Source organism: Ralstonia sp. GX3-BWBA (genome assembly GCF_003290055.1).
GTDB lineage: Bacteria > Pseudomonadota > Gammaproteobacteria > Burkholderiales > Burkholderiaceae > Ralstonia > Ralstonia holmesii.
The window spans coordinates 40,258-59,608 of sequence record NZ_QMKS01000022.1; the positions used below are offsets into that span (position 1 = coordinate 40,258).

General features: G+C 65.0%; 17 protein-coding genes. 10 read left to right on the forward strand and 7 right to left on the reverse strand.

Annotation, left to right across the window (positions count from 1 at the left end; translation table 11 throughout):
- The first annotated feature begins 54 nt into the window (after positions 1–54).
- Genes phnX through DOD19_RS20625 form a run of 3 tightly spaced genes read left to right on the forward strand, consistent with a single transcriptional unit; the run spans position 55 to position 3,238 of the window.
- Entirely contained in the window at positions 55–933 is an 879-nt protein-coding gene (phnX, locus tag DOD19_RS20615; protein WP_112187957.1) for a phosphonoacetaldehyde hydrolase, read from the forward strand.
- A gap of 55 nt (positions 934–988) precedes the next feature.
- Positions 989–2,014 carry a putative 2-aminoethylphosphonate ABC transporter substrate-binding protein gene (locus DOD19_RS20620; protein ID WP_112187750.1) on the forward strand — a complete coding sequence of 342 codons (1,026 nt, stop codon included), beginning with the start codon at positions 989–991 and terminating at the stop codon, positions 2,012–2,014.
- Between the two features lie 3 nt (positions 2,015–2,017).
- A complete protein-coding gene (locus DOD19_RS20625) occupies positions 2,018–3,238 on the forward strand; it encodes a TIGR03364 family FAD-dependent oxidoreductase (protein ID WP_112187752.1) in 1,221 nt (406 codons plus the stop codon).
- A gap of 60 nt (positions 3,239–3,298) precedes the next feature.
- Here the strand turns inward: DOD19_RS20625 and DOD19_RS20630 are convergent, their stop codons facing one another.
- Together DOD19_RS20630 and DOD19_RS20635 are read right to left on the reverse strand one after the other, a co-directional pair.
- Positions 3,299–3,982: an HAD family phosphatase gene (locus DOD19_RS20630; RefSeq protein ID WP_112187754.1), complete on the reverse strand. Its 684-nt coding sequence runs from the start codon at positions 3,980–3,982 to the stop codon at positions 3,299–3,301.
- 45 nt (positions 3,983–4,027) lie between these two features.
- Positions 4,028–4,963, reverse strand: coding sequence for a LysR substrate-binding domain-containing protein (locus DOD19_RS20635; protein WP_112187756.1), 936 nt, complete (start codon positions 4,961–4,963; stop codon positions 4,028–4,030).
- A gap of 201 nt (positions 4,964–5,164) precedes the next feature.
- Between DOD19_RS20635 and DOD19_RS20640 the strand changes: the two genes are divergently transcribed.
- From DOD19_RS20640 to DOD19_RS20655, 4 genes are all read left to right on the forward strand, one after another.
- Complete coding sequence (locus DOD19_RS20640) at positions 5,165–5,584, forward strand: F0F1 ATP synthase subunit epsilon (RefSeq protein WP_045204000.1); 420 nt, start codon at positions 5,165–5,167, stop codon at positions 5,582–5,584.
- A 300-nt stretch (positions 5,585–5,884) separates the two neighbouring features.
- Positions 5,885–7,855: a TonB-dependent receptor gene (locus DOD19_RS20645; protein ID WP_239498075.1), complete on the forward strand. Its 1,971-nt coding sequence runs from the start codon at positions 5,885–5,887 to the stop codon at positions 7,853–7,855.
- On the forward strand, positions 7,852–8,424 hold the full coding sequence (locus DOD19_RS20650) for a YfiR family protein (protein WP_112187757.1): 573 nt from the start codon (positions 7,852–7,854) through the stop codon (positions 8,422–8,424). The genes DOD19_RS20645 and DOD19_RS20650 overlap by 4 nt, the downstream gene beginning before the upstream one ends.
- Positions 8,421–10,433, forward strand: a complete 2,013-nt coding sequence (locus tag DOD19_RS20655) for an EAL domain-containing protein (protein WP_112187759.1) — start codon at positions 8,421–8,423, stop codon at positions 10,431–10,433. The genes DOD19_RS20650 and DOD19_RS20655 overlap by 4 nt, the downstream gene beginning before the upstream one ends.
- Before the next feature lie 15 nt (positions 10,434–10,448).
- Here the strand turns inward: DOD19_RS20655 and DOD19_RS20660 are convergent, their stop codons facing one another.
- From DOD19_RS20660 to DOD19_RS20680, 5 genes are all read right to left on the reverse strand, one after another.
- The gene (locus DOD19_RS20660) at positions 10,449–11,336 is read right to left on the reverse strand and encodes an EamA family transporter (RefSeq protein WP_024979014.1); all 888 of its coding nucleotides are present in this window, start codon (positions 11,334–11,336) and stop codon (positions 10,449–10,451) included.
- Positions 11,337–11,497: 161 nt separating this feature from the next.
- Positions 11,498–13,138, reverse strand: a complete 1,641-nt coding sequence (locus tag DOD19_RS20665) for a rhodanese-related sulfurtransferase (RefSeq protein WP_112187762.1) — start codon at positions 13,136–13,138, stop codon at positions 11,498–11,500.
- The gene (locus DOD19_RS20670) at positions 13,135–13,794 is read right to left on the reverse strand and encodes a cysteine dioxygenase (protein ID WP_024979012.1); all 660 of its coding nucleotides are present in this window, start codon (positions 13,792–13,794) and stop codon (positions 13,135–13,137) included. The genes DOD19_RS20665 and DOD19_RS20670 overlap by 4 nt, the downstream gene beginning before the upstream one ends.
- Before the next feature lie 256 nt (positions 13,795–14,050).
- Positions 14,051–14,416: a hypothetical protein gene (locus tag DOD19_RS20675; RefSeq protein ID WP_112187961.1), complete on the reverse strand. Its 366-nt coding sequence runs from the start codon at positions 14,414–14,416 to the stop codon at positions 14,051–14,053.
- A gap of 54 nt (positions 14,417–14,470) precedes the next feature.
- Positions 14,471–15,367 (reverse strand): LysR substrate-binding domain-containing protein, encoded by an 897-nt coding sequence (locus tag DOD19_RS20680; RefSeq protein ID WP_024979002.1) that lies wholly within the window; start codon positions 15,365–15,367, stop codon positions 14,471–14,473.
- A 118-nt stretch (positions 15,368–15,485) separates the two neighbouring features.
- Between DOD19_RS20680 and DOD19_RS20685 the strand changes: the two genes are divergently transcribed.
- The 3 genes from DOD19_RS20685 (at position 15,486) to DOD19_RS20695 (ending at position 19,268) form a co-directional block, all read left to right on the forward strand.
- Entirely contained in the window at positions 15,486–16,547 is a 1,062-nt protein-coding gene (locus DOD19_RS20685) for an SMP-30/gluconolactonase/LRE family protein (protein WP_239498063.1), read from the forward strand.
- Positions 16,548–16,730: 183 nt separating this feature from the next.
- Positions 16,731–17,669 carry a 5-dehydro-4-deoxyglucarate dehydratase gene (gene kdgD, locus DOD19_RS20690; protein ID WP_024979000.1) on the forward strand — a complete coding sequence of 313 codons (939 nt, stop codon included), beginning with the start codon at positions 16,731–16,733 and terminating at the stop codon, positions 17,667–17,669.
- A gap of 27 nt (positions 17,670–17,696) precedes the next feature.
- On the forward strand, positions 17,697–19,268 hold the full coding sequence (locus tag DOD19_RS20695; protein ID WP_112187763.1) for an aldehyde dehydrogenase (NADP(+)): 1,572 nt from the start codon (positions 17,697–17,699) through the stop codon (positions 19,266–19,268).
- Positions 19,269–19,351: the final 83 nt, after the last annotated feature.

The window sequence follows — 19,351 nt, forward strand, 5'->3', positions numbered from 1 at the left end:
CCCTAATAACAACAAGCAGCAACAAGCAGCAAAAAACAGAAAGGAAGCATGAACATGGGTGACTCCTCCCCAATCTCGGCACGCCAGGCCGGCGCAGACCGCCTCAACCCGGGCGGCACGCCGTTGCGCCTGGAGGCCGCTGTGCTCGACTGGGCCGGTACCGTGGTCGATTTCGGCTCGTTTGCCCCCACGCAGATCTTCGTGGAAGCGTTTGCAGAATTTGGCGTGGCCATCACGCTGGACGAAGCACGCGGCCCGATGGGCTTGGGCAAGTGGGACCACATCCGCACGCTGTGCAACGACGGTGCGATTGCCGCGCGTTTCTCGCTCGCGCACGGGCGCATGCCCACCGATGACGATGTCACTGCCATCTACAACCGCTTCATGCCGCTGCAGATCGAAAAGGTGGGTGCGCATTCCGCAATGATCCCGGGCGCGCTCGACACCATCGCCGCACTGCGCGAAGCGGGGTTGAAGGTCGGCACGTGCTCGGGCTACCCGCGCGTGGTGATGGATCGTGTGGTCGACCTGGCTGCCAGTGCCGGCTATACACCCGACTGCGTGGTCGCTTGCGATGAAGTGCCGCGTGCCCGCCCGTGGCCTGCGCAGGCACTGCGCTGCGTGGTGGACCTTGCGATTGGGGATGTGGCGGCCTGCGTGAAGGTCGACGACACCGTGCCCGGAATCGAAGAGGGCCGCCGCGCCGGCATGTGGACCGTTGCGCTGCTCATGTCGGGTAACGCCTTGGGCCTGCCGTACGAGCAATACAGCGCACTGTCTGCGGACGAGCGTGCGCGCCATCGCGTCGCCATCTCGGCCGGCTTTTCCGCCTGCCGCCCGCATTACGAGATCGACACGATTGCCGATCTGCCTGAAGTCGTGGCCGACATCAACCGCCGTCTGGCGCGCGGTGAACGCCCGCAGTGCATCTGAGTTTGTTGTCCTGTTTGTTGTCTTTTCCGCTGCATCACACCATACCGAGGAAACCATGACCGCACGTCTTTCCCTGCTGGCCGCCGCAGTCACTTCGGCCGCGATGGCTTTCGCCACGTCGGCTTTTGCCAAGACCACGCTGACCGTATACACGGCGCTGGAAGCTGACCAAGTGAAGGCGTACCAGGAGGCCTTCGAGAAGGCCAATCCGGACATCGAGATCAAGTGGGTGCGCGACTCCACTGGCGTTGTCACCGCCAAGCTGCTGGCCGAGAAGAACAACCCGCGCGCCGACGTGGTGTGGGGCCTGGCCGCATCGAGCCTGGCCATCCTGGACAAGGAAGGCATGCTGACGCCGTACGCACCGGCGGATCTGTCGAAGATCGGCGCCACGTACCGCGACAAGGCCAACCCGCCGGCATGGGTCGGCATGGATGCATGGGGCGCGGCCATTTGCTTCAACACCGTCGAAGCACAGAAGCAGAACCTGCCGAAGCCGACTTCGTGGGCCGACCTGACCAAGCCGGTCTACGCTGGCAAGATCGTCATGCCGAACCCTGCCTCGTCGGGCACGGGTTACCTGGACGTCAGCGCATGGCTGCAGATGCTGGGTGAGCAGAAGGGCTGGGCCTACATGGACGCACTGCACCAGAACATCGGCCAATACACGCACTCGGGCTCCAAGCCTTGCAAGATGGCTGCCTCGGGTGAATTCCCGATCGGCATCGCGTTTGAATACCGTGCCGTGAAATCGAAGAAGGAAGGCGCACCCATCGACATCGTGCTGCCGTCCGAAGGCCTGGGCTGGGACGTGGAAGCCACCGGCATCATGAAGGGCACGAAGAACCTGGACGCCGCCAAGAAGCTGGCTGACTTCTCGGCAAGCCCGGCTGCAATGGCGCTGTATGAGAAGAACTTTGCCGTGGTCGCCACGCCCGGCTTCTCCAAGCCGGATCCGCTGCTGCCGGCCGACTACGAAAAGCGTCTGATCAAGAATGACTTCACGTGGGCCAGCAGCAACCGCGACCGTATCCTCGCTGAGTGGACGAAGCGCTACGACGGCAAGTCGGAGAAGAAGTAAGCGATGCAAGCTCCCGTAACTCAAGGGGGCCTGGATGCCAGCACCGACGTCGCCATCGTCGGGGCTGGCATTTTGGGCTTGGCGCACGCAGCCGCTGCCGTCAAACGCGGCCTGCGCGTGACGGTATTCGAGCGCAGCGATATGGCCGTCGGCGCGTCCATTCGCAATTTCGGTCAGATGCTGGTGACCGGCCAGCCGCCCGGCATCATGCTGGACCTCGCGCGCGAAAGCCGCGCGCTGTATCTCGACTGGGCCGATAGGGCCGGCATCTTTGCGCGCGCCAACGGTGCTCTGCTATTTGCCCGCAATGCCGCGGAAGAAGCCGTGCTGGACGAGTTCATGGCGACGCGCGCACCGGCTTTCGGCTACAACGTAAAGCTGTTGCGCAGCGCAGACCTGGCGAACCTCTACGATGGACGCTTCATGCGCCACCGAGCAGCGCTCCAGGGCTTTGATGATCTGCAGCTCTATTCGCGCGAAGCCATTCCGGCGCTGGCGTCATGGCTTGCCACGCAAGGTGTGCGTTTCCATTTCGGTACGCTCGTGCGCCATGTTGAAGGCGGCCGGCTGGAAACAACCGCCGGTGTGTGCAACGCCCAGCGTGTGATCGTCTGCAGCGGTCACGATTACCAGACGCTGTGTGCGGACCAGCTTCGCGCGCTGCAACCGCAGGTTTGCCGCCTGCAGATGCTGCGTGTCACACCCGAAGATGGCTTCCGCCTGGAGCACGCCGTGCTGACCGGGCTGTCATGCACGCACTACGGGGCATTTGCGGACTTGCCGACCGCCCAGGCGCTGGCCATGCAGATCGAGCATCAGCGCCCCGAGCTGGCGCGTCATGGCATTCACCTGTTAGTCAGCCCGACACCCTATGGCGACTGGATCGTCGGCGATTCGCACGACTACGGTCAGGACGCTCGCCCGTTCAACGCCGAGTCGGTCGATAACATCATGCTCGACCTCGCGCGTGACACCTTCGGCAGCAAGTTGCGCGTGGTGGAGCGTTGGCAGGGCGTGTACGGCGCCAAGTGCCGTGTACCCGGCAGCGGCGCGTTCTCGATCACCCGCATCGATGACCGCACCACCGTCGCGCTGATGCACAGTGGCATTGGTATGAGCGTGGGTCCGGCGCTGGCGCATCGGCATATGGATGCGCTGGTCGACGGCACCGAACTGCCGCAGTGGACGCCGCCGGCAAGCGTGCCCGCAACGGTGGCTGCCTGACGCAGCTTCGTTCAGTGCAAAGACGCCCGCATGGTTGACGCCGCGCGGGCGTTCTTGTTTTCAGGCAGCAAAGAGTTCGACGATGGGCCAGCCGCGCGACTCGGCCACGGCCCGCAAGGTGGTGTCGGGGCTCACGGCCACCGGGTGCGAAACGGCTTCGAGCAGCGGCAGGTCGTTGCGTGAATCGCTGTAGAACACGGTGCGCGAGAAGTCCGTCATGCGCTGGCCGCGCTGCGCGAGCCATTCCGTCACGCGTACGATCTTGCCTGCGCCAAACGTGGCCGTGCCGAGCGGGTTGCCCGTGAATGCGCCATCGCTCTGACCGTTGATGGTCTCGCCCTCGACCGCCAGCAGATGCGGCACGTTGAAGGCGGCGGCAATCGGCTCGGTCAGGTAGCGGTGCGTGGCGGTGACGATGCAGCAAAGGTCGCCGGCGCGCAGGTGTGTGTCGACCAGTTGCCGCGCGCGCGGCAGCATGGCGGGTGTGATGACTTCGCGCAGGAACGTGGCACGCCAGGCGTCGAGCCGTGTGCGCGGGTGCTGGGCCAGCAGGCCGAGCGAGAAGCGCACGTGCCGCGCAAAGTCGAGCGTGCCGTCGCGGTATTCCCGCATCCAGCGTTCGTTGGCTTGCTCGAAGACGCTTCGATCGACGGCGCCCTGGGCGACCAGGAAGCGGCCCCATTCGTATTCGCTGTCAACGGGCAGCAGGGTGTGGTCCAGGTCGAACAGGGCAAGCGATTGCATACAGCGGGCGGACAGGGGCGGTTGAAAAACCGCGAGGTTACGGCCCTAGCGCGTCGCGGCTGTGTCCATCGCCATAACTTTGGCGATGAACGCATCGGCGTTTTTCTTTGGCGCCTGCGCAAGCACCGGGTTCAGGCAGTCAAGGAAGGCGCGTACCAGGCGTGCGTCCTTGCGCTCCTTCAGGAAGTACAGGTATTCGTGGATGACCGGCGCGTTGTCTGCAAACGGCAGCACGCGCACGTCGGGCCGGCGCGGTGCTTCACGCGCGGGAACGATGCTGCAGCCCAGCCCCAGGCTGATCGCCTCGTAAATGGCTTCACGGCTGCCGATGATGCTCGTGCTGGCAGGCTCGATGCCGGCCGCAGCGAACGCGTCTTCGGTGACGCGGCGGGTGACGGAGCCCGGTTCGCGCATCAACAGCTGGCAGCCGGCAACGTCATCCAACGTGATGCTAGGGCGCCGTGCAAGCGCGTGGTCCAGCGGCACGACCAGCACCATGGTGTCTTCTGCCAGCGTGATGCGATGCAGGCGCTCGTCATCCACGGCATGAGACGACACAGCCAGGTCGATGCGCACCTCTGACAGCGCTTCGAGCATCTGCTGCGAATTGCCGAACTCGATGGTGATCTCGATGGTCGGATGCCGCGCGCGAAACACCGCCACGCTGGGCAGGATGTAGTAAGGGCCCGTGGCGCCCACGCGCAGGTTGCCAGTGCGCAGATCGCCCGCATTGCGCAGGAGAAAATCGACGTCGCCTTCCTGCTGCGCAAGGCGCTCGACGATGGGCATGAGGCTCACGCCCAGATCAGATAGGTCCAGCCGGCTGCCGCGGCGGTGGAACAACTCCACGCCGTACATCTCTTCCAACTGGCGGATGCGTCCGGTCACAGTGGGCTGCGACAGGCGCAGGTGCTTGGCAGCAGAGGTGACGCTGCCTTGGCGCGCCACCTCGAAGAACGACATCAATAGATCGCCCAGCATGCTTGTGTTTCCCTGATATGTCTTTTTGAAGGTCTGGCAGACAAGTCTAGGCAGCGTTTGTGACGTTACATACTGTGAAACCTTACGGTCAGCCGTGGCTGCACGCGTCGGCGCTGGCCCGAATCGGAGCGAGTTCCGAGGAGGGCGCCGGGCGCACATCGTGCTACCTTGTGAACCTATGCGCGTAATAGAGGAGACACCATGCCGGTGCTGAAGGTCGATGTCGTCACGGCAGAAGAACGGCTGTACGAAGGCAACGCCAAGTTTGTGGTCATCCCCGGCACCGAGGGTGAACTGGGCATCCTGCCCGGCCATGAACGTCTGCTTACGCGGCTGCGTCCAGGCACTGTCCGGGTCACGCAGGAGAACGGCGAAGAGGTGATCCTCTTTGTGGCGGGCGGCTTTGTTGACGTGCAGCCCGAGCAGGTAATCGTGCTGGCAGACACCGCTGTGCGCGCGCACGACCTGGATGAGGCCAAGGCCGAGCAGGCCCGCAAGGCGGCGGAGGAACACATGCAGAACAGCAAGAGCAAATTCGACTACGCACGTGCACAGGCGGAGCTGGCCGAAGCTGTCGCGCAACTGGTCGCCATCGAACGTTTGCGCAAGCGCCGCCGCTGAGCCTTGGCCGTCACAAAATGGCACGTGCTGCCGCCACACCACAACGGCGCTGACGTGTCGCCCCAGCAGTGGAGGGGTAAAGAACCGCGCCGGTTCTCCGTTTTAAAGCAGAACTATCGAATTCCCGCTGAACGTCCCTCAGAGACGTGATCGGTTCTGCCGGTTCCGCTGATGCCGCCCCTTGTTGTGATTGCCCGTGCGCTCGCGCAGGGCTACCGGAAACATCCGAGTTTCGCGCTCTCGATCGCAGTGTCTGTGCGCTTGCCACGCACGCCGCTCGGCCCTAAGCGATGCGCGCAAATGTTTGCGGTGGCGGGTACGTTGCTTTCCACCGCAGCGCTGGCACAGGCAGACGTGACTGACCTGACTGCATTGCCCATCGAGCAACTCATGCAGGTGCAGGTCGTGACGGGTGCATCCAAGTACGCCCAAGCTGCCAACGAGGCGCCCGCCACCGTATCGGTCATCACCGCAGCTGACATCAAAGCCTATGGCTGGCGCACGCTGGGCGACATTCTGGGCAGTCTGCCGGGGCTCTACACCAACTACGACCGCAACTACACCACGCTGGGCGCACGCGGTTTCTTGCGCGCGGGCGACTACGACACCCGCTTCCTGTTGCTGATTGATGGCCATCGCACCAACGACCCCATCTTCGACCAGGCGGCCGTCGGCACCGAAGCGATCCTCAACGTCGACCTCATCGAGCGGGTGGAGTACGTGCCCGGAGCTGGCTCGGCGGTGTACGGATCGAACGCGCTGTTTGGTGTGATCAACATCATCACCAAGCGCGGCCGTGACATTGACGGCGTGCAGGCCAGCGGATCGACGGGCAGCGCCAATCCGCGCGATGCCCGTGTGACGTGGGGCAAGCGGGCGGAGAACGGCGCCGAATGGCTGCTGTCGGCCAGCGTGAACGATGCCCCCGGCCGCGACCTCTACTTTCCCGAGTTCAACCAGCCCGGCGTGAGCGACGGCGTGGCCCGCGGCATGGATTACGACCGCGCCAAGCGCCTGTTTGCCAAGGGCAGTTTTGGCGAGTTCGGGCTGACCTTCGGCTACGTCGATCGCACGAAGGGCGTGCCGACGGCGCCGTACGACCAGAGCTTCAACGACCCGCGCTCCCGCACTGTCGACACGCGGCAGATGTTCAACGGCACCTGGCAGCACGCGCTGGACGACACGACCGACGTGTCGGCACGGCTGTTCTGGGGGCGCTATGTCTCGCAGGGCGATTACGCATACAACCCGCCTCCGGCCGGCATCAACCGCGACGTATTCGACACCGCGTGGTACGGCACCGAACTCAAGCTCGTGACGCGCCGCATCGAACGCCACACGCTGGTCATCGGCACGGAACTGCAACGCGACTACCGTGATGCAATGCGCAATTTCGATACGGTGCCGTATGCCAGTTACCTCGACGACCATCGGAGCAACAACCGTGTGGGCGTATACGTGCAGGACCAATTCCTGCTCCATCGGGACTGGGTGCTGGATACGGGCCTGCGCTACGACCACACGAGCTTCGCATCGGGCATCTTCAGCCCGCGTGTGGGCCTGATCTGGCATGCCGCCCCAACGACCACCGTCAAGGCGATCTACGGCATGGCCTATCGCGCGCCGAACGATTACGAGCTGAACTATCAGACCAGCGCGCCCGGCGGCCAGCAGGTCACCAATGGGTTGTCGGCCGAGCGCATACGTACGTATGAAACGGTGGTCGAGCAACAAGTTGCCGCGGGCGGCAAAGCGACCTTGTCGGTGTTTCAGAACAACGTTTCCAACCTGATCAGCCAGAGCGAAGACCCGAACACCGGGCTGCTCTTTTTCAGCAACGTAGCGCGTGTGCGCACGCGCGGCGCAGAACTCGGCTACGAGCAGAACTGGCCGGGCGGCACGCGCTTGCGCACGAGCTACAGCTTCCAGCGTTCCGAAGATGTCGATACCGGCCAGACACTGAGCAACTCGCCGCGTCACATGCTCAAGGTCAACGCCACCGCGCCTGTGTGGCGCAGCGACTGGCGTGCTGGGGTGGAAGCGCAGTACATCAGCAACCGGCTGACGACAGCAGGCCAGGTGGGCGGTTACTGGATCGCCAACCTGACGTTGCTGGCGGCACGGTTGGCGCCCAACCTGGAGATGTCGGCCAGCGTCTACAACCTGTTCGATCGGCGCTATGCGGATCCGGCTGGTCCGGAGCTACCGCAGCCGTCCATCGAGCAGGATGGCCGTGCCTTTCGCGTGAAATTCACCTACACCTTCCGATGAACACCCCGCACGGCACCGTCCGACGCGCTCGAAGATCCGGCCCGCGCAGGTTATGCGCGGTGCTGGGCGCCGTGCTGGCGTGCGTGGCATGCATGGGTGCCACGCACGCACAGATGCAGGCCAGCGAGGTGCAGGTCAAGGCGGCGTTCATCTACAACTTTGCGCTGTTCACCAACTGGCCGGCCGATGTCATGCAGGCCGACGCCCCGATGGTGGTGTGCGTGACCGCACAGCATCCGTTGCAGGCGGCCTTGGAAAAACTGATAGGAAAACCCGTGCGCGGACATCGCCTGGAAATCCGAAAGCTCAACGACAGCACCGTTGCCGGCTGCCATGTCCTCGTGTTTGATGCACGTACCCCGAACGGTGTGCGCGTCGATCCGGCCGCGCCCGTGCTGACAGTGTCCGACAGCCCAAAGAGCCAGCGCGCAGCCGGCAACCCGGAGCCGATGATCGCGTTGGCCCTGCATGACGATCGCGTGGTCTTCGACATCGATGCAGTGGCTGCGCGGCAAGCCCATCTTCAGCTCAGCTCACAACTGCTGCGCCTGGCTAGGACCGTGCAATGAGCTTGTCCATTACGACCCCTCAACCCCGCCTGGGGCACTCCATGGTGCGGGCCAACATGGCCGGTGCCGGTGCGGCGCTGACAATCGCGGGCTTCCTGCTCATCGTGTTCCAGTTCATCGCGCTGCATGCGGCGCTGGTGCGGGACGTGCATGTGCAGGCGCGCATCGTGGGCGCGAACAGCGTGGCCGCGCTGCTCTTCAATGACCGTCGCGCGGCGGAAGAAACCCTGGGCGCGCTGGGAGCGTCACCTTCGCTGCGTGCGGCCGGCATTTTCAGCGCGCTGCGCAAGCCGCTGGCGCTGTATCAGCACGGCGATGCCGCACCGGTGCGCGCCCCCGATGCCGCCATGCTCCGCGAGTCGGATGTGTCCACGCTGACCACGCTGGAGGTGGTGGAGCCCGTGGAATCGGAACGCCGCGTGATCGGCTATGTGGTGGTGCGCTCCAGCCTGACCGAGCTGTACATGCAACTACTTGGCTACGCCGTGCTCACGGTGTCGGTGGGCATCGGCGCGATGGGCCTCGCGTATCTGGTGATCGCCCGCATGCGCCGCGCGGTGCTGCAGGCAGAGGCGCACCTGGACTACCTCGCCCACATCGATTCGGTCACGGAGCTGCCGAACCGGCATGCCTTCAACGAACGCTTGCAGGTGTCGCTCAAGCGCGCGGGCCAGACGGGTGCAGTGGGGCTGCTCCTGCTGGATCTGGACAACTTCAAGGTCGTCAACGACACGCTGGGCCACAACAACGGCGACCGACTGCTGCGCCAAGTTGCGCGGCGGCTGAACGACGTGATCGACCAAGCCAACTTGCGTGCCGTGCTGTGCCGCATCGGCGGGGATGAGTTTGCGGTGATCGCTGAGCTGTCCGGCCGGGCGCAGATCGCCGACACGGAAGCGGCAACGCTGGCCGACGGATTGGCCAAGCGCATTCTTGCCGCGCTGGCGGCGCCGTTTGCGCTCGACCTGCATCAGATCTACGTAACGGCGAGCGTGGGCGTGAGCCTGTATCCGCATGACGCACGCGACGTGCAGGTGCTCACACGCAACGCCGACACGGCGATGTACCACGCCAAGAACCACGGCAAGAACGCGGCCGCCAGCTTCACGTCGGAGATGGACCAGCAGGCGCGCCGCCGCCTGCGTGTGGAAGCCGATCTGCGCCGCGCGCTCGACCGCGAAGAGCTGTTGCTGGCCTACCAGCCGCAGGTGCGCCTGTGCACAGAAGGCGCACACGATTCGGTGATCTGCAAAGCAAACGTCTACGGCGTGGAGGCGCTGGTGCGCTGGCGCCATCCGGAGATCGGCCTGATCGGCCCCGGTGAGTTCATCGCCGTGGCGGAAGAAACTGGCCTGATCGTGCCGCTCGGCCTGTGGGTGCTGCGCACCGCGTGCGAACAAGCCGTGCGCTGGATGCGTGAGGACGGCGTCACGCTGCGGGTGGCCGTCAACCTGTCGGCGCGGCAAACGCGCGACCCGGCGCTCGTGGAAAACGTCATGGACGTGCTGCGCGAAACCGGCATGCCGCCGCATCAGCTCGAACTCGAAATTACCGAGAGCGTGCTGATGGAAGACATCGAAGACAACATCGCGCTGCTCGAATCCTTGCACGCGGCCGGCATCAGCCTGTCGATTGACGATTTCGGCACCGGGTATTCGTCGCTGGCGTATCTGCAGCGTTTCCCGATCCAGAAGCTCAAGATCGACCGCAGCTTCGTGCAACGCATGCCCGGCGACGGCGAGGCCATTGCCGGCGCGGTGATCGCCATGGCGCATAGCCTGCGCATGCAAGTGGTGGCCGAAGGCGTGGAAGACCCCGAGCAGCTCGCGTTGCTGCGCAACGCCGGATGCGACCTGGGGCAGGGCTATCTGTTCTCGCGCCCGCAGCATGCCGACGCGTTGATGGCGTGGCTCAACCGGCTGGACAACGCTGCGGACAGCGGCGCCGCTGCGTGTGCCGAAGAGGACGCGGTGCCGAGCGCGTCGTTGCCGTCGTCGTTGGCGGGTTGAAGGTCATGCAGGCCCTCAGGCTGCCGCCCGCCGCGCCGCCCGCGTAGCCCCGGCCGTCAGCACCACCACCGCCGCCAGGATGATGCCCGTCGCACCCAACGTCTGTGGCGCGACCACTTCATCGGCCAGCCACGCGCCCATCAACAGGGCGATGGGCGGGTTCACGTACACATAGCTTGTCGCCATCACGGTGGACACGCGCTCCACCAGCGCCATGTAAGCCGTGAAGGCAATGGCCGAGCCGAACACCACGAGGTAGCCCCATGCAAGCGCGGAATGCATGCCGATGTGCTTCGGCCACGCTTCGCCGGTGATCAGGCTGAGCAGCACGAGCGCTACGCCGCCAAAAGCCATCTCCAGTACGAAGGCCGTCGTGCCCTTGGGCATGTCGATGCGCTTGGAGAGTTGCGAGCCGAATGACCACGAAGCAATGGCGATGGTCAGTGCCAGCACGCCTGCCGTGCTGGCCTGGAACTCCGCCCCGCGAAACAGCACCGCAATCCCGATGCTGCCCAGCGCAATGGCGCCAATCTCATACGCACGCAGGCGGCCGCCGGCCAGCAGCGTCCACAGGGTTGAGAACAGCGGCATCGACGCGATCATCACCGTGGTGGCACCCGATGAGATGGTCTGCTCCGCCACCGCCGTCATGCCCATGCCGCCCACCAGCATGAACGCTCCGATGAGCGCGCAGTTGCGCACCTGGCGTGCGGTCGGCCGATCTTCCGGCTTCCCGCGCTGGCGCAGGATGACCAGCGGAGCGAGCAGCAATGCCGCAGCCAGAAAGCGCGAGCCCATCATCAGGAAGGGCGGCAGATCGGTCAGCGCAAAGCGGATGGCGAGATACGTTGTGCCCCACACCACGTAGGTGATGAGCAGGCACAGGGCGATGAAGGGGGACATGAGGGAACCTCTGCGAGGAAGTCCCGATGCTACTCAAGGGAAGCTGACGCGCAAAACGAGTTTTGCTATCGCTCGTTGTGAGCGCCGTTAGCAAGCAAGTGAGCCAAGGCGTGGGGCGTGTTCCAAACGCCAGGCCCCACGTTCCGAACGGCGGGCAGCGATCAGATCACCCGAAAACCGTGCGTTCCGTCCCGTCGCAACTGCTCCACCAGCCCGAACTCCCAATCGAGATAGGCCTGCATGGCTTTGCGCGGGGCGCTCGTGCCTTCATACGGACGGCGGTAGCGGTCGATGCGATTCGAGGCGAGTCGAGTCTCCCCGGTTTCAACGGGCAGGCCGGCAGCCACCCATGCTGCGGTGCCGCCGTCGAGCACCCACACTTCGGCTTGCGTCAGCGCGGCAAGGTCGGCGGCGGCAAAGCGGGCGAGCAGGCTGGAGCCACAGGTCAGCACATAGCGGCGTGCAGCCGGGATGCGCGCGAGCGCGGCGGGCAAGTCGGAGCGCACGGCAAACCAAGCGCCCGGAATATGCCGTGCGACGTAATTGGCGCTACGCGTGACATCAATGACGGCTGTGTCGCCGGCTTCCAGCCAGCCGGCCAGAGCGCGGGCGTCGACTGTGCGCACGGCGGGTGGTTGCGGGGCAGGTGTCTGCCACGCGCCCGTGGCGCTGCGCTCGCTGGTGTCGACAGGATCGACGACATAGACCTCCCAGCCCATTTGTGCGAGCCACGAGGCGGACATGTCGGCGCGCACGCCATCATCATCGGCCAGGACGATGCGGGCACCGCGGACGGCGGCAGTGTGATCGGTTTCCTGCACAAGCTGCCCGCCTGGCGCGCTGGCAAAGCCGGGCAGGTGGCCGGCGGCGTATTCCTCTGGCGTGCGCACGTCGAGCTTGTAGAGCGTGCGGTCGGGCGCCTCCAGCTTGGCAACGTCTGCGAGTGCTACGCGCGGGACGTTGGCGCGTTCGGCCACAGCGCGCGCATCGGCTTGTGCCTGTGCGCGCGTGTCGGCAGCAACGTCTTGCGGATGACGGCGGCTGGCGCCATGGTCCAACACCTGATCGGCCAGCAGCCAACCGATGGTGCCGTTGCGCAGTGCCGCCACCGGGTTGGGAATGCCCGCATTCACCAGCGATTGCGTGCCGATGATGCTGCGCGTGCGCCCGGCGCAATTGACGATGACCTGCGTGCTCGGGTCCGGCGCCAGCTCGCGGATGCGTAGCACCAGCTCGGCTCCCGGCACGCTCGTCGCCGTGGGGATGCTCATGGTTTGAAACTCTTCATAACGGCGTGCGTCGACGATGACCACGTCGCGCTTGGCATCGAGCAGCGCCTTCACCTCCTGCGCGCTGAACGACGGCGTGTGGCGGTGCGCCTCCACGTATTCGCCAAAGGCCTTGCTGGGCACGTTCACGTCCTGGAAGACTTCGCCACCGGCAGCGCGCCAGCCATCGAGGCCGCCTTCGAGCAGGTACACGCGCGTATAGCCGAGTTCGGCCAGCTTGGCGGCCGCTTGCGGGGCAAGGTCCACGCCATCGTGCACGCCATACAGCACGATCAACGTATCGCGGCGTGGAATGCGCGACCACGCTTCCAGCTCCAGCCGGGAGAGCGGCAGGTTGGCTGCCCACAGCGGATGCGCCTGCGCGTACGGGTCTTCCTCGCGTACGTCGACCAGCGCGATCTCCTTGCGGGCCAGCAGGGCGGCGCGCACGTCGGCATACGTGAGCGTCGGGACGTGGGTTTCGGCCAGCGGCGCAGCGACTGGCGATTCGATGGCGTCGATAGGGCTGCTCATGATGCGGGTGTGTCCTTGGAACGGTCCCAGAGATTGGGCAGATGGGTATTCGAGTAACCAGAGACGAAGGGCTTGCGCTCGCCGTCTTCCGTATAGACGGAGCGGTGGATGCCGCCGATGTTGCCGCCGTACACGTGGATGCTGATCGACGTGCGATCGTCAAAGGCGTTGTGCACGCGGTGGATGTCGCCTATGCGCGGCGAGACGTGCTCCACAGCGCCGGGCTCCAGACGGATGGCCGGACCGTCGGGTTGGGGCTTGCCTTGTGCGTCGAGCTTGAATGGCTGCGAGTATTCGGCGCCGCGCAACATGCCGATCAGGCCCCAGGTCGTGTGGTCGTGAATGGGCGTGCGTTGGCCAGGGCCCCAGACAAAGCTGACGATGGAAAAGCGCTCGCCGGAATCCGCATGCAGCAGGAACTGCTGGAAGTGCTCGGGGTGGGGCTGTGCGTATTCAGCAGGCAGCCAGTCATCGCGGGCGACGAGCACGCCGAGCAGGGCACCGGCGCGCGAGAGGATCTCGGCTTCGGTCGGCTGCTGATCCAGCAGGCGCGACAGTGCGGTCACGAAATCGCGTAGCGGCACGGTGGACTGGGTTTGTGCGGCTGCCGCAGAGGAAAACGCAGCGGAAACGGCAGCGCGGGCGGGCGTGCTCATCGGCAAGTTCCTGATGTGGGGTTTTGGTGCATCTTGCTGGACTTGGGCGGAGGCGTCTAGCTAAACCCCGAGTGCAGTGCGGCCGGCAGCAAGCAGGTGGGAGTCGTCGTGCGGAGCGAGGATTCGGCTGCACAGCACGTCGCGGTCGTGTCGATCCCCCAGACGTGGCTGGTCAACGTGGGAGCCGTATTACGGCGATGGCCGAAATTGCCGCGGGGCAGCCTCCACCTTTGATGCGAGGGTTTCCGCTTGTGGCTTAGCGAGCGTTGCCAGAATGCGATTCCGCACTCGGCCGTGATCCGCCATGCGGGCCAGCGGTACCGGGCGCCTCCGCGACGTTCTTAGGCAGATTGGAGGCCGGAGTGGTGGCGTCTGGCGCGTTGTTGCCGCCCTTGCCAAAGCGCGCCGCCAAACGGTCCTGCACTTCGGTCAGTTGCGCCTGCTCCTGCGCTTTCTGAGCACGCTCGGTCTCGGCCTGTTTGGCAGCGGCAGCTTGTTCGGCCGGCGTGGGCGGTGGCAGCTTGCCGTGGGCGGGGTGCGGCAGCGCAACCACGGTCAAACCGATGGCCACTGCGGCAGACCCTATGGCGGAGCGTCGAATGTTCTGGCGTGTTTGCGGCATGGCGGTCTCCTGGTCGGGATCGCCATGGTTCAGCAAGTGCGGTGCCGCGTGAGTTCAGCGCCCCTCGGCAAGCGAGTTGTGCAGCACCGTCTTGAGCAGGTTGAACACCGGATTGTCGTTGTCCTTGCGATAGGCCATCCAGAGTTCGACCGGCTTGGCCGGCGTGGTGCGCACCGGACGATAGACGACGCCCTCGAACTGCAGCATCGCCGCCGCCGCCGGGATAAGCGCCACGCCAATGCCTGCACGCACCAGCGCCAGCATCGAGTGGATCTGGCTGACGTATTCAACGATGTCGGGCAGCACCTCCGCACGCTCGAACAGGCTGCTCACCATCTGATGGAAATAGCGCGCCTCGTATGGGGAATACATCAGCAGGGGCTGGCCCTCGCAATCGCGCAGGCTGGGGCGTTGCGGCCAGTTGTCGGCCACGGCTTCCGGCAGGGCGATGACGAGCGCTTCCTGCGAGCACGGCACGGCAATCAGTTCACCGTGCTCCACCGGCGGGCGCAGCAGGCCGACGTCGATCTCGCGCGCATCCAGCGCAGAGAGTTGCGCACCGCTCACCATTTCTTTGAGCGTCAATCGCACGCCGGGTGAAGCTGCCCGCACGGCGCTCACCAGCGAAGGCAACTTCCCGTAGCCGACCGATGCGGTAAAGCCGATCGCCAACTGACCTGCAGCGCCCGTCGCCACTCGTCGGGCCGTGGCGGCCGCCTCATCGGCCAGGCGCAGGATGCGCGACGCATCGGGCAGAAAACTGCGCCCGGCAGCCGTCAGCTTGACCGAGCGGCTGTTGCGCTCCAGCAGCTCCGTACCGACCTGGTGTTCGAGCAGGCGCACCTGGCGTGACAGCGGCGGCTGCGTCATGTGAAGACGCTCCGCCGCGCGCCCAAAGTGCAGTTCTTCGGCCACGGCAACGAAGCAGCGGAGTTGGCTGAGTTCAAACATCGATTCAAAACCTGTATGGATTGAGTCAGTGCTTATCTTGAATGGGAAAGATCGCCGGTGCAAGAATCGGCTCGCCCCTTCGGTTTGAAGGGCCAATAACAACCATCAGGAGACGAGTATGTCCATGGAAAGCGCGGAAGTTGACCGCCGCAGGTTTCTCAGGAGCGTGGCAGGCGCAGGGCTTGCAGCGGCCAGCGGCTTGGCCGCCGCACAGAAGATCGAAGGGTTCAAGCCGAACGCACGTTACCCCGACGTGGCGGTGGAAGTGCTCGACCCGAGCTTTCTGAAATACCGCCTGTACAGCAGCTCGGTGGAGCAACTTGCCACCGGCATGCGGTGGGCCGAAGGGCCCGTCTACTTTCCCGCCGGGCGCTACCTGCTCGTGAGCGACATTCCGAACAACCGCATCATGAAATACGACGAGACGAACGGTGCGTTCAGTGTGTTCCGCGAGCCGTCGAACTACGCCAACGGCAACACGCGCGACCGGCAGGGGCGCCTCGTCACGTGCGAGCACTCCGTGACGCGTCGCATCACGCGCACCGAATTCAACGGCAGCATCACCGTCCTGGCCGATCAATACCAGGGCAAGCGGTTGAACGCGCCTAACGACATCGTGGTCAAGTCCGACGACAGCATCTGGTTCACGGACCCGACGTTCGGCATCAACGGCAACTGGGAGGGCTTCAAGGCGCAGCCCGAACAGGCCACCACCAACGTCTATCGGATCGACCCGAACGGCAGCATCCGCGCGATCATCACCGACCTCGTCAACCCGAACGGCCTGGCGTTCTCGCCCGACGAGAAGAAACTCTACGTGGTTGAGTGGAAGGGCACGCCGTCGCGCAGCATCTGGAGCTACGACATCGCGCCCGACGGCACGGCGTCCAACAAGACCAAGCTGATCGACGCCAACGGCGCGGGGGCGCTGGATGGTTTTCGCGTCGACAAGGACGGCAATCTCTGGTGCGGCTGGGGCTCGGACGGGCGCCTGGGCATCAATTCAGCCGACTACGACGGCGTGAAGATCTTCAACGCGCACGGCAAGCCGATCGGCTTCATCCACCTGCCGGAACGCTGCCCCAACCTGACCTTCGGCGGGCCGAAGAACAACCGCCTTTACATGGCGAGTTCGCACTCGCTGTACGCCCTTTACGTGGAGGCCGAGGGCGCGGTGTGACGCGCCACTGACCAGACGCGGCCGCGCCGTCACGTGCGGCTGCAGCATCGAAATCGGAGACTTAGGGAAGACCCTGTATCAATACAAGTTCTGTATTAATCGAGTCAGCAGTTGGCTTGGACTTGAATCGATCCGGGTGCAAGAATTCGTTCATCAACAACACGCATTCATCGCGAGCGAGACATGTCCCGATACAGCCCCAAAGAATTCGCCCAACAGATCGGCTCTGGTCTGCTGTCCTTCCCGGTCACGCACTTCAAGGCGTCGGACCTGTCGTTCGACGAGGCAGCGTATCGCGCCAACCTGAGCTGGCTGTTCAGCCACGATGCAGCCGGCCTGTTTGCCGCCGGTGGCACGGGCGAATTCTTCTCGCTCACCGCGGCTGAAACCGACCGCGTGGTGCGCGCCGCAGTGGCTGAAACTGCCGGCAAGATTCCGGTGATCGCCCCCGCTGGCCGCGGCACGGCCGAATCGATCGAATACTGCAAGGCCGCTGAAGCTGCCGGCGCCGACGGCATCCTGCTGCTGCCGCCGTACCTGACCGAAGCCTCCGCCGACGGCGTGGCCGCGCACGTGGAGCAGGTCTGCAAATCGACCAAGCTGGGCGTGATCGTCTACAACCGCGCTAACCAGATCCTCGACGAGAACCACCTCGAACGCCTGGCAGACCGCTGCCCGAACCTGGTCGGTTTCAAGGACGGCGTGGGCGACCTGGAACTGATGACGCGCATCTACGCCCGCCTGGGCGATCGCTTCACGTACGTGGGTGGCCTGCCGACCGCCGAGACCTTTGCGCTGCCGTACCTGACGATGGGTGTGTCGACGTATTCGTCGGCCATCTTCAACTTCGTGCCGAAGTTCGCGCTAGAGTTCTACGCCGCCGTGCGAGCGTTCGACAATGCCAAGGTCTACAAGATGCTCAACGAGTTCGTGCTGCCGTACATCCAGCTGCGCAATCGCAAGCGCGGCTATGCGGTGTCGATCGTCAAGGCCGGTATGAAGGTCATCGGCCGTGACGCAGGTCCGGTCCGTGCCCCTTTGACCGACCTGACCGACGCCGAGACGGCAGAACTGTCTGCGTTGGTGTCGCGCATTGCCGAAGTGGAAAAGCTGGCGGCCTGAGCGCAACCGAAAACACAAGGAATCGATATGCAATTGAGCGGCGAACTGTTGTTGGGTGCTGCCCGCGTAGCGGGTAGTGCCGGCAAGGTTCGCGCCATGAACCCCGCCACCGGGGAATGGCTCGAACCCGAATTCACCCTGGCCTCCAAGGCCGATGCCGCACGTGCCGCTGAACTGGCCTCCGCGGCTTTTGACGTTTACCGCGAGACCGCGCCGGAAACCCGAGCAGCCTTCCTGGAAGCCATCGCCAGCCAGATCGAAGCGCTGGGCGATGCGCTGATCGAACGCGCGATGGCCGAATCGGCACTGCCGCGTCCGCGCTTGGAAGGCGAGCGTGGCCGCACGTGCAACCAATTGCGCCTCTTTGCAAGCGTGGTGCGTGCCGGCGACGCCGTGGGCGCGCGCCTGGATTCGGCCCTGCCGGAGCGCAAGCCACTACCGCGCTCGGACCTGCGCATGCGCCGCATTGCGCTGGGCCCGGTGGCGGTGTTTGGTGCGAGCAACTTCCCGTTGGCGTTCTCGGTGGCGGGTGGTGATACCGCGTCGGCGCTGGCTGCGGGTTGCCCGGTGGTTGTGAAGGCGCATCCGGCGCACCCGGGTACGTCTGAGCTGGTGGGTCGCGCCATTCAAGCTGCGGTTGCGCAGTGCGGGCTGCCGGAGGGTGTGTTCTCGCTCATCCTGGCGGACAACGACGCAGCTGGCGCACTGGTGGCCGATCCGCGTATCCAGGCCGTTGGCTTTACCGGCTCGCGCGCAGGCGGTCAGGCGCTGTTGCGCATTGCGCAGGCCCGTCCGCAGCCGATTCCGGTGTATGGCGAGCTGAGTGCCATCAACCCCGTCTTCCTGCTGCCGGATGCACTGGCCAAGCGCGCTGCTGCGCTGGGCCAGCAGTACGTGGCGTCGCTCACGATGGGCGCGGGCCAGTTCTGTACGAACCCGGGTCTGCTGCTCGCCATCGACGGGCCGGAACTGGATGCCTTTGAAGCTGCCGCCGCTGCTGCCATGGGCGACGTGGCTGCGCAGCCGATGCTCACGGCGGGCATCCACACCGCCTACACGCGCGGTGTCGACAAGCTGGCCGCCGAGGCCAACGTGCGCTGCGTGGCACGCGGGCAAGAGAGCGACCAACCCAACCGCGGGCAAGCCGGCTTCTACATCACCGATGCGAAGAGCTTCCAGGCGCAGCCGACGCTGCACGACGAGATCTTCGGTGCCACTGGCCTGGTCGTGCGCTGCCGCGATGCGCAAGAGCTGCGCGCGCTGGCCGAATCGCTCGAAGGCCAGTTGACCGCCACGCTGCATCTGGATGCGGGCGACACGGCCATCGCGCGTTCGTTGCTGCCGATTCTGGAACGCAAGGCGGGCCGCATTCTGGCCAACGGCTGGCCGACGGGCGTCGAAGTGTGCCAGGCCATGGTGCACGGCGGCCCCTGGCCGGCAACGACGGATGCACGCACGACTTCGGTCGGCACGGCAGCCATCGAGCGCTTCCTGCGCCCGGTGTGCTACCAGGATCTGCCGGCCGAACTGCTGCCCGAGGCACTGCAGGACGCCAATCCGCTCAAGCTGCGCCGCCTGGTGGATGGAAGCTGGGCCTGAAGCCGTAACAGTCGAATAGCAAAAACAACACGCCGGGCCGCACAGGACCCGGCAACTTGAACCGACCGGTACGACGGGTGCCG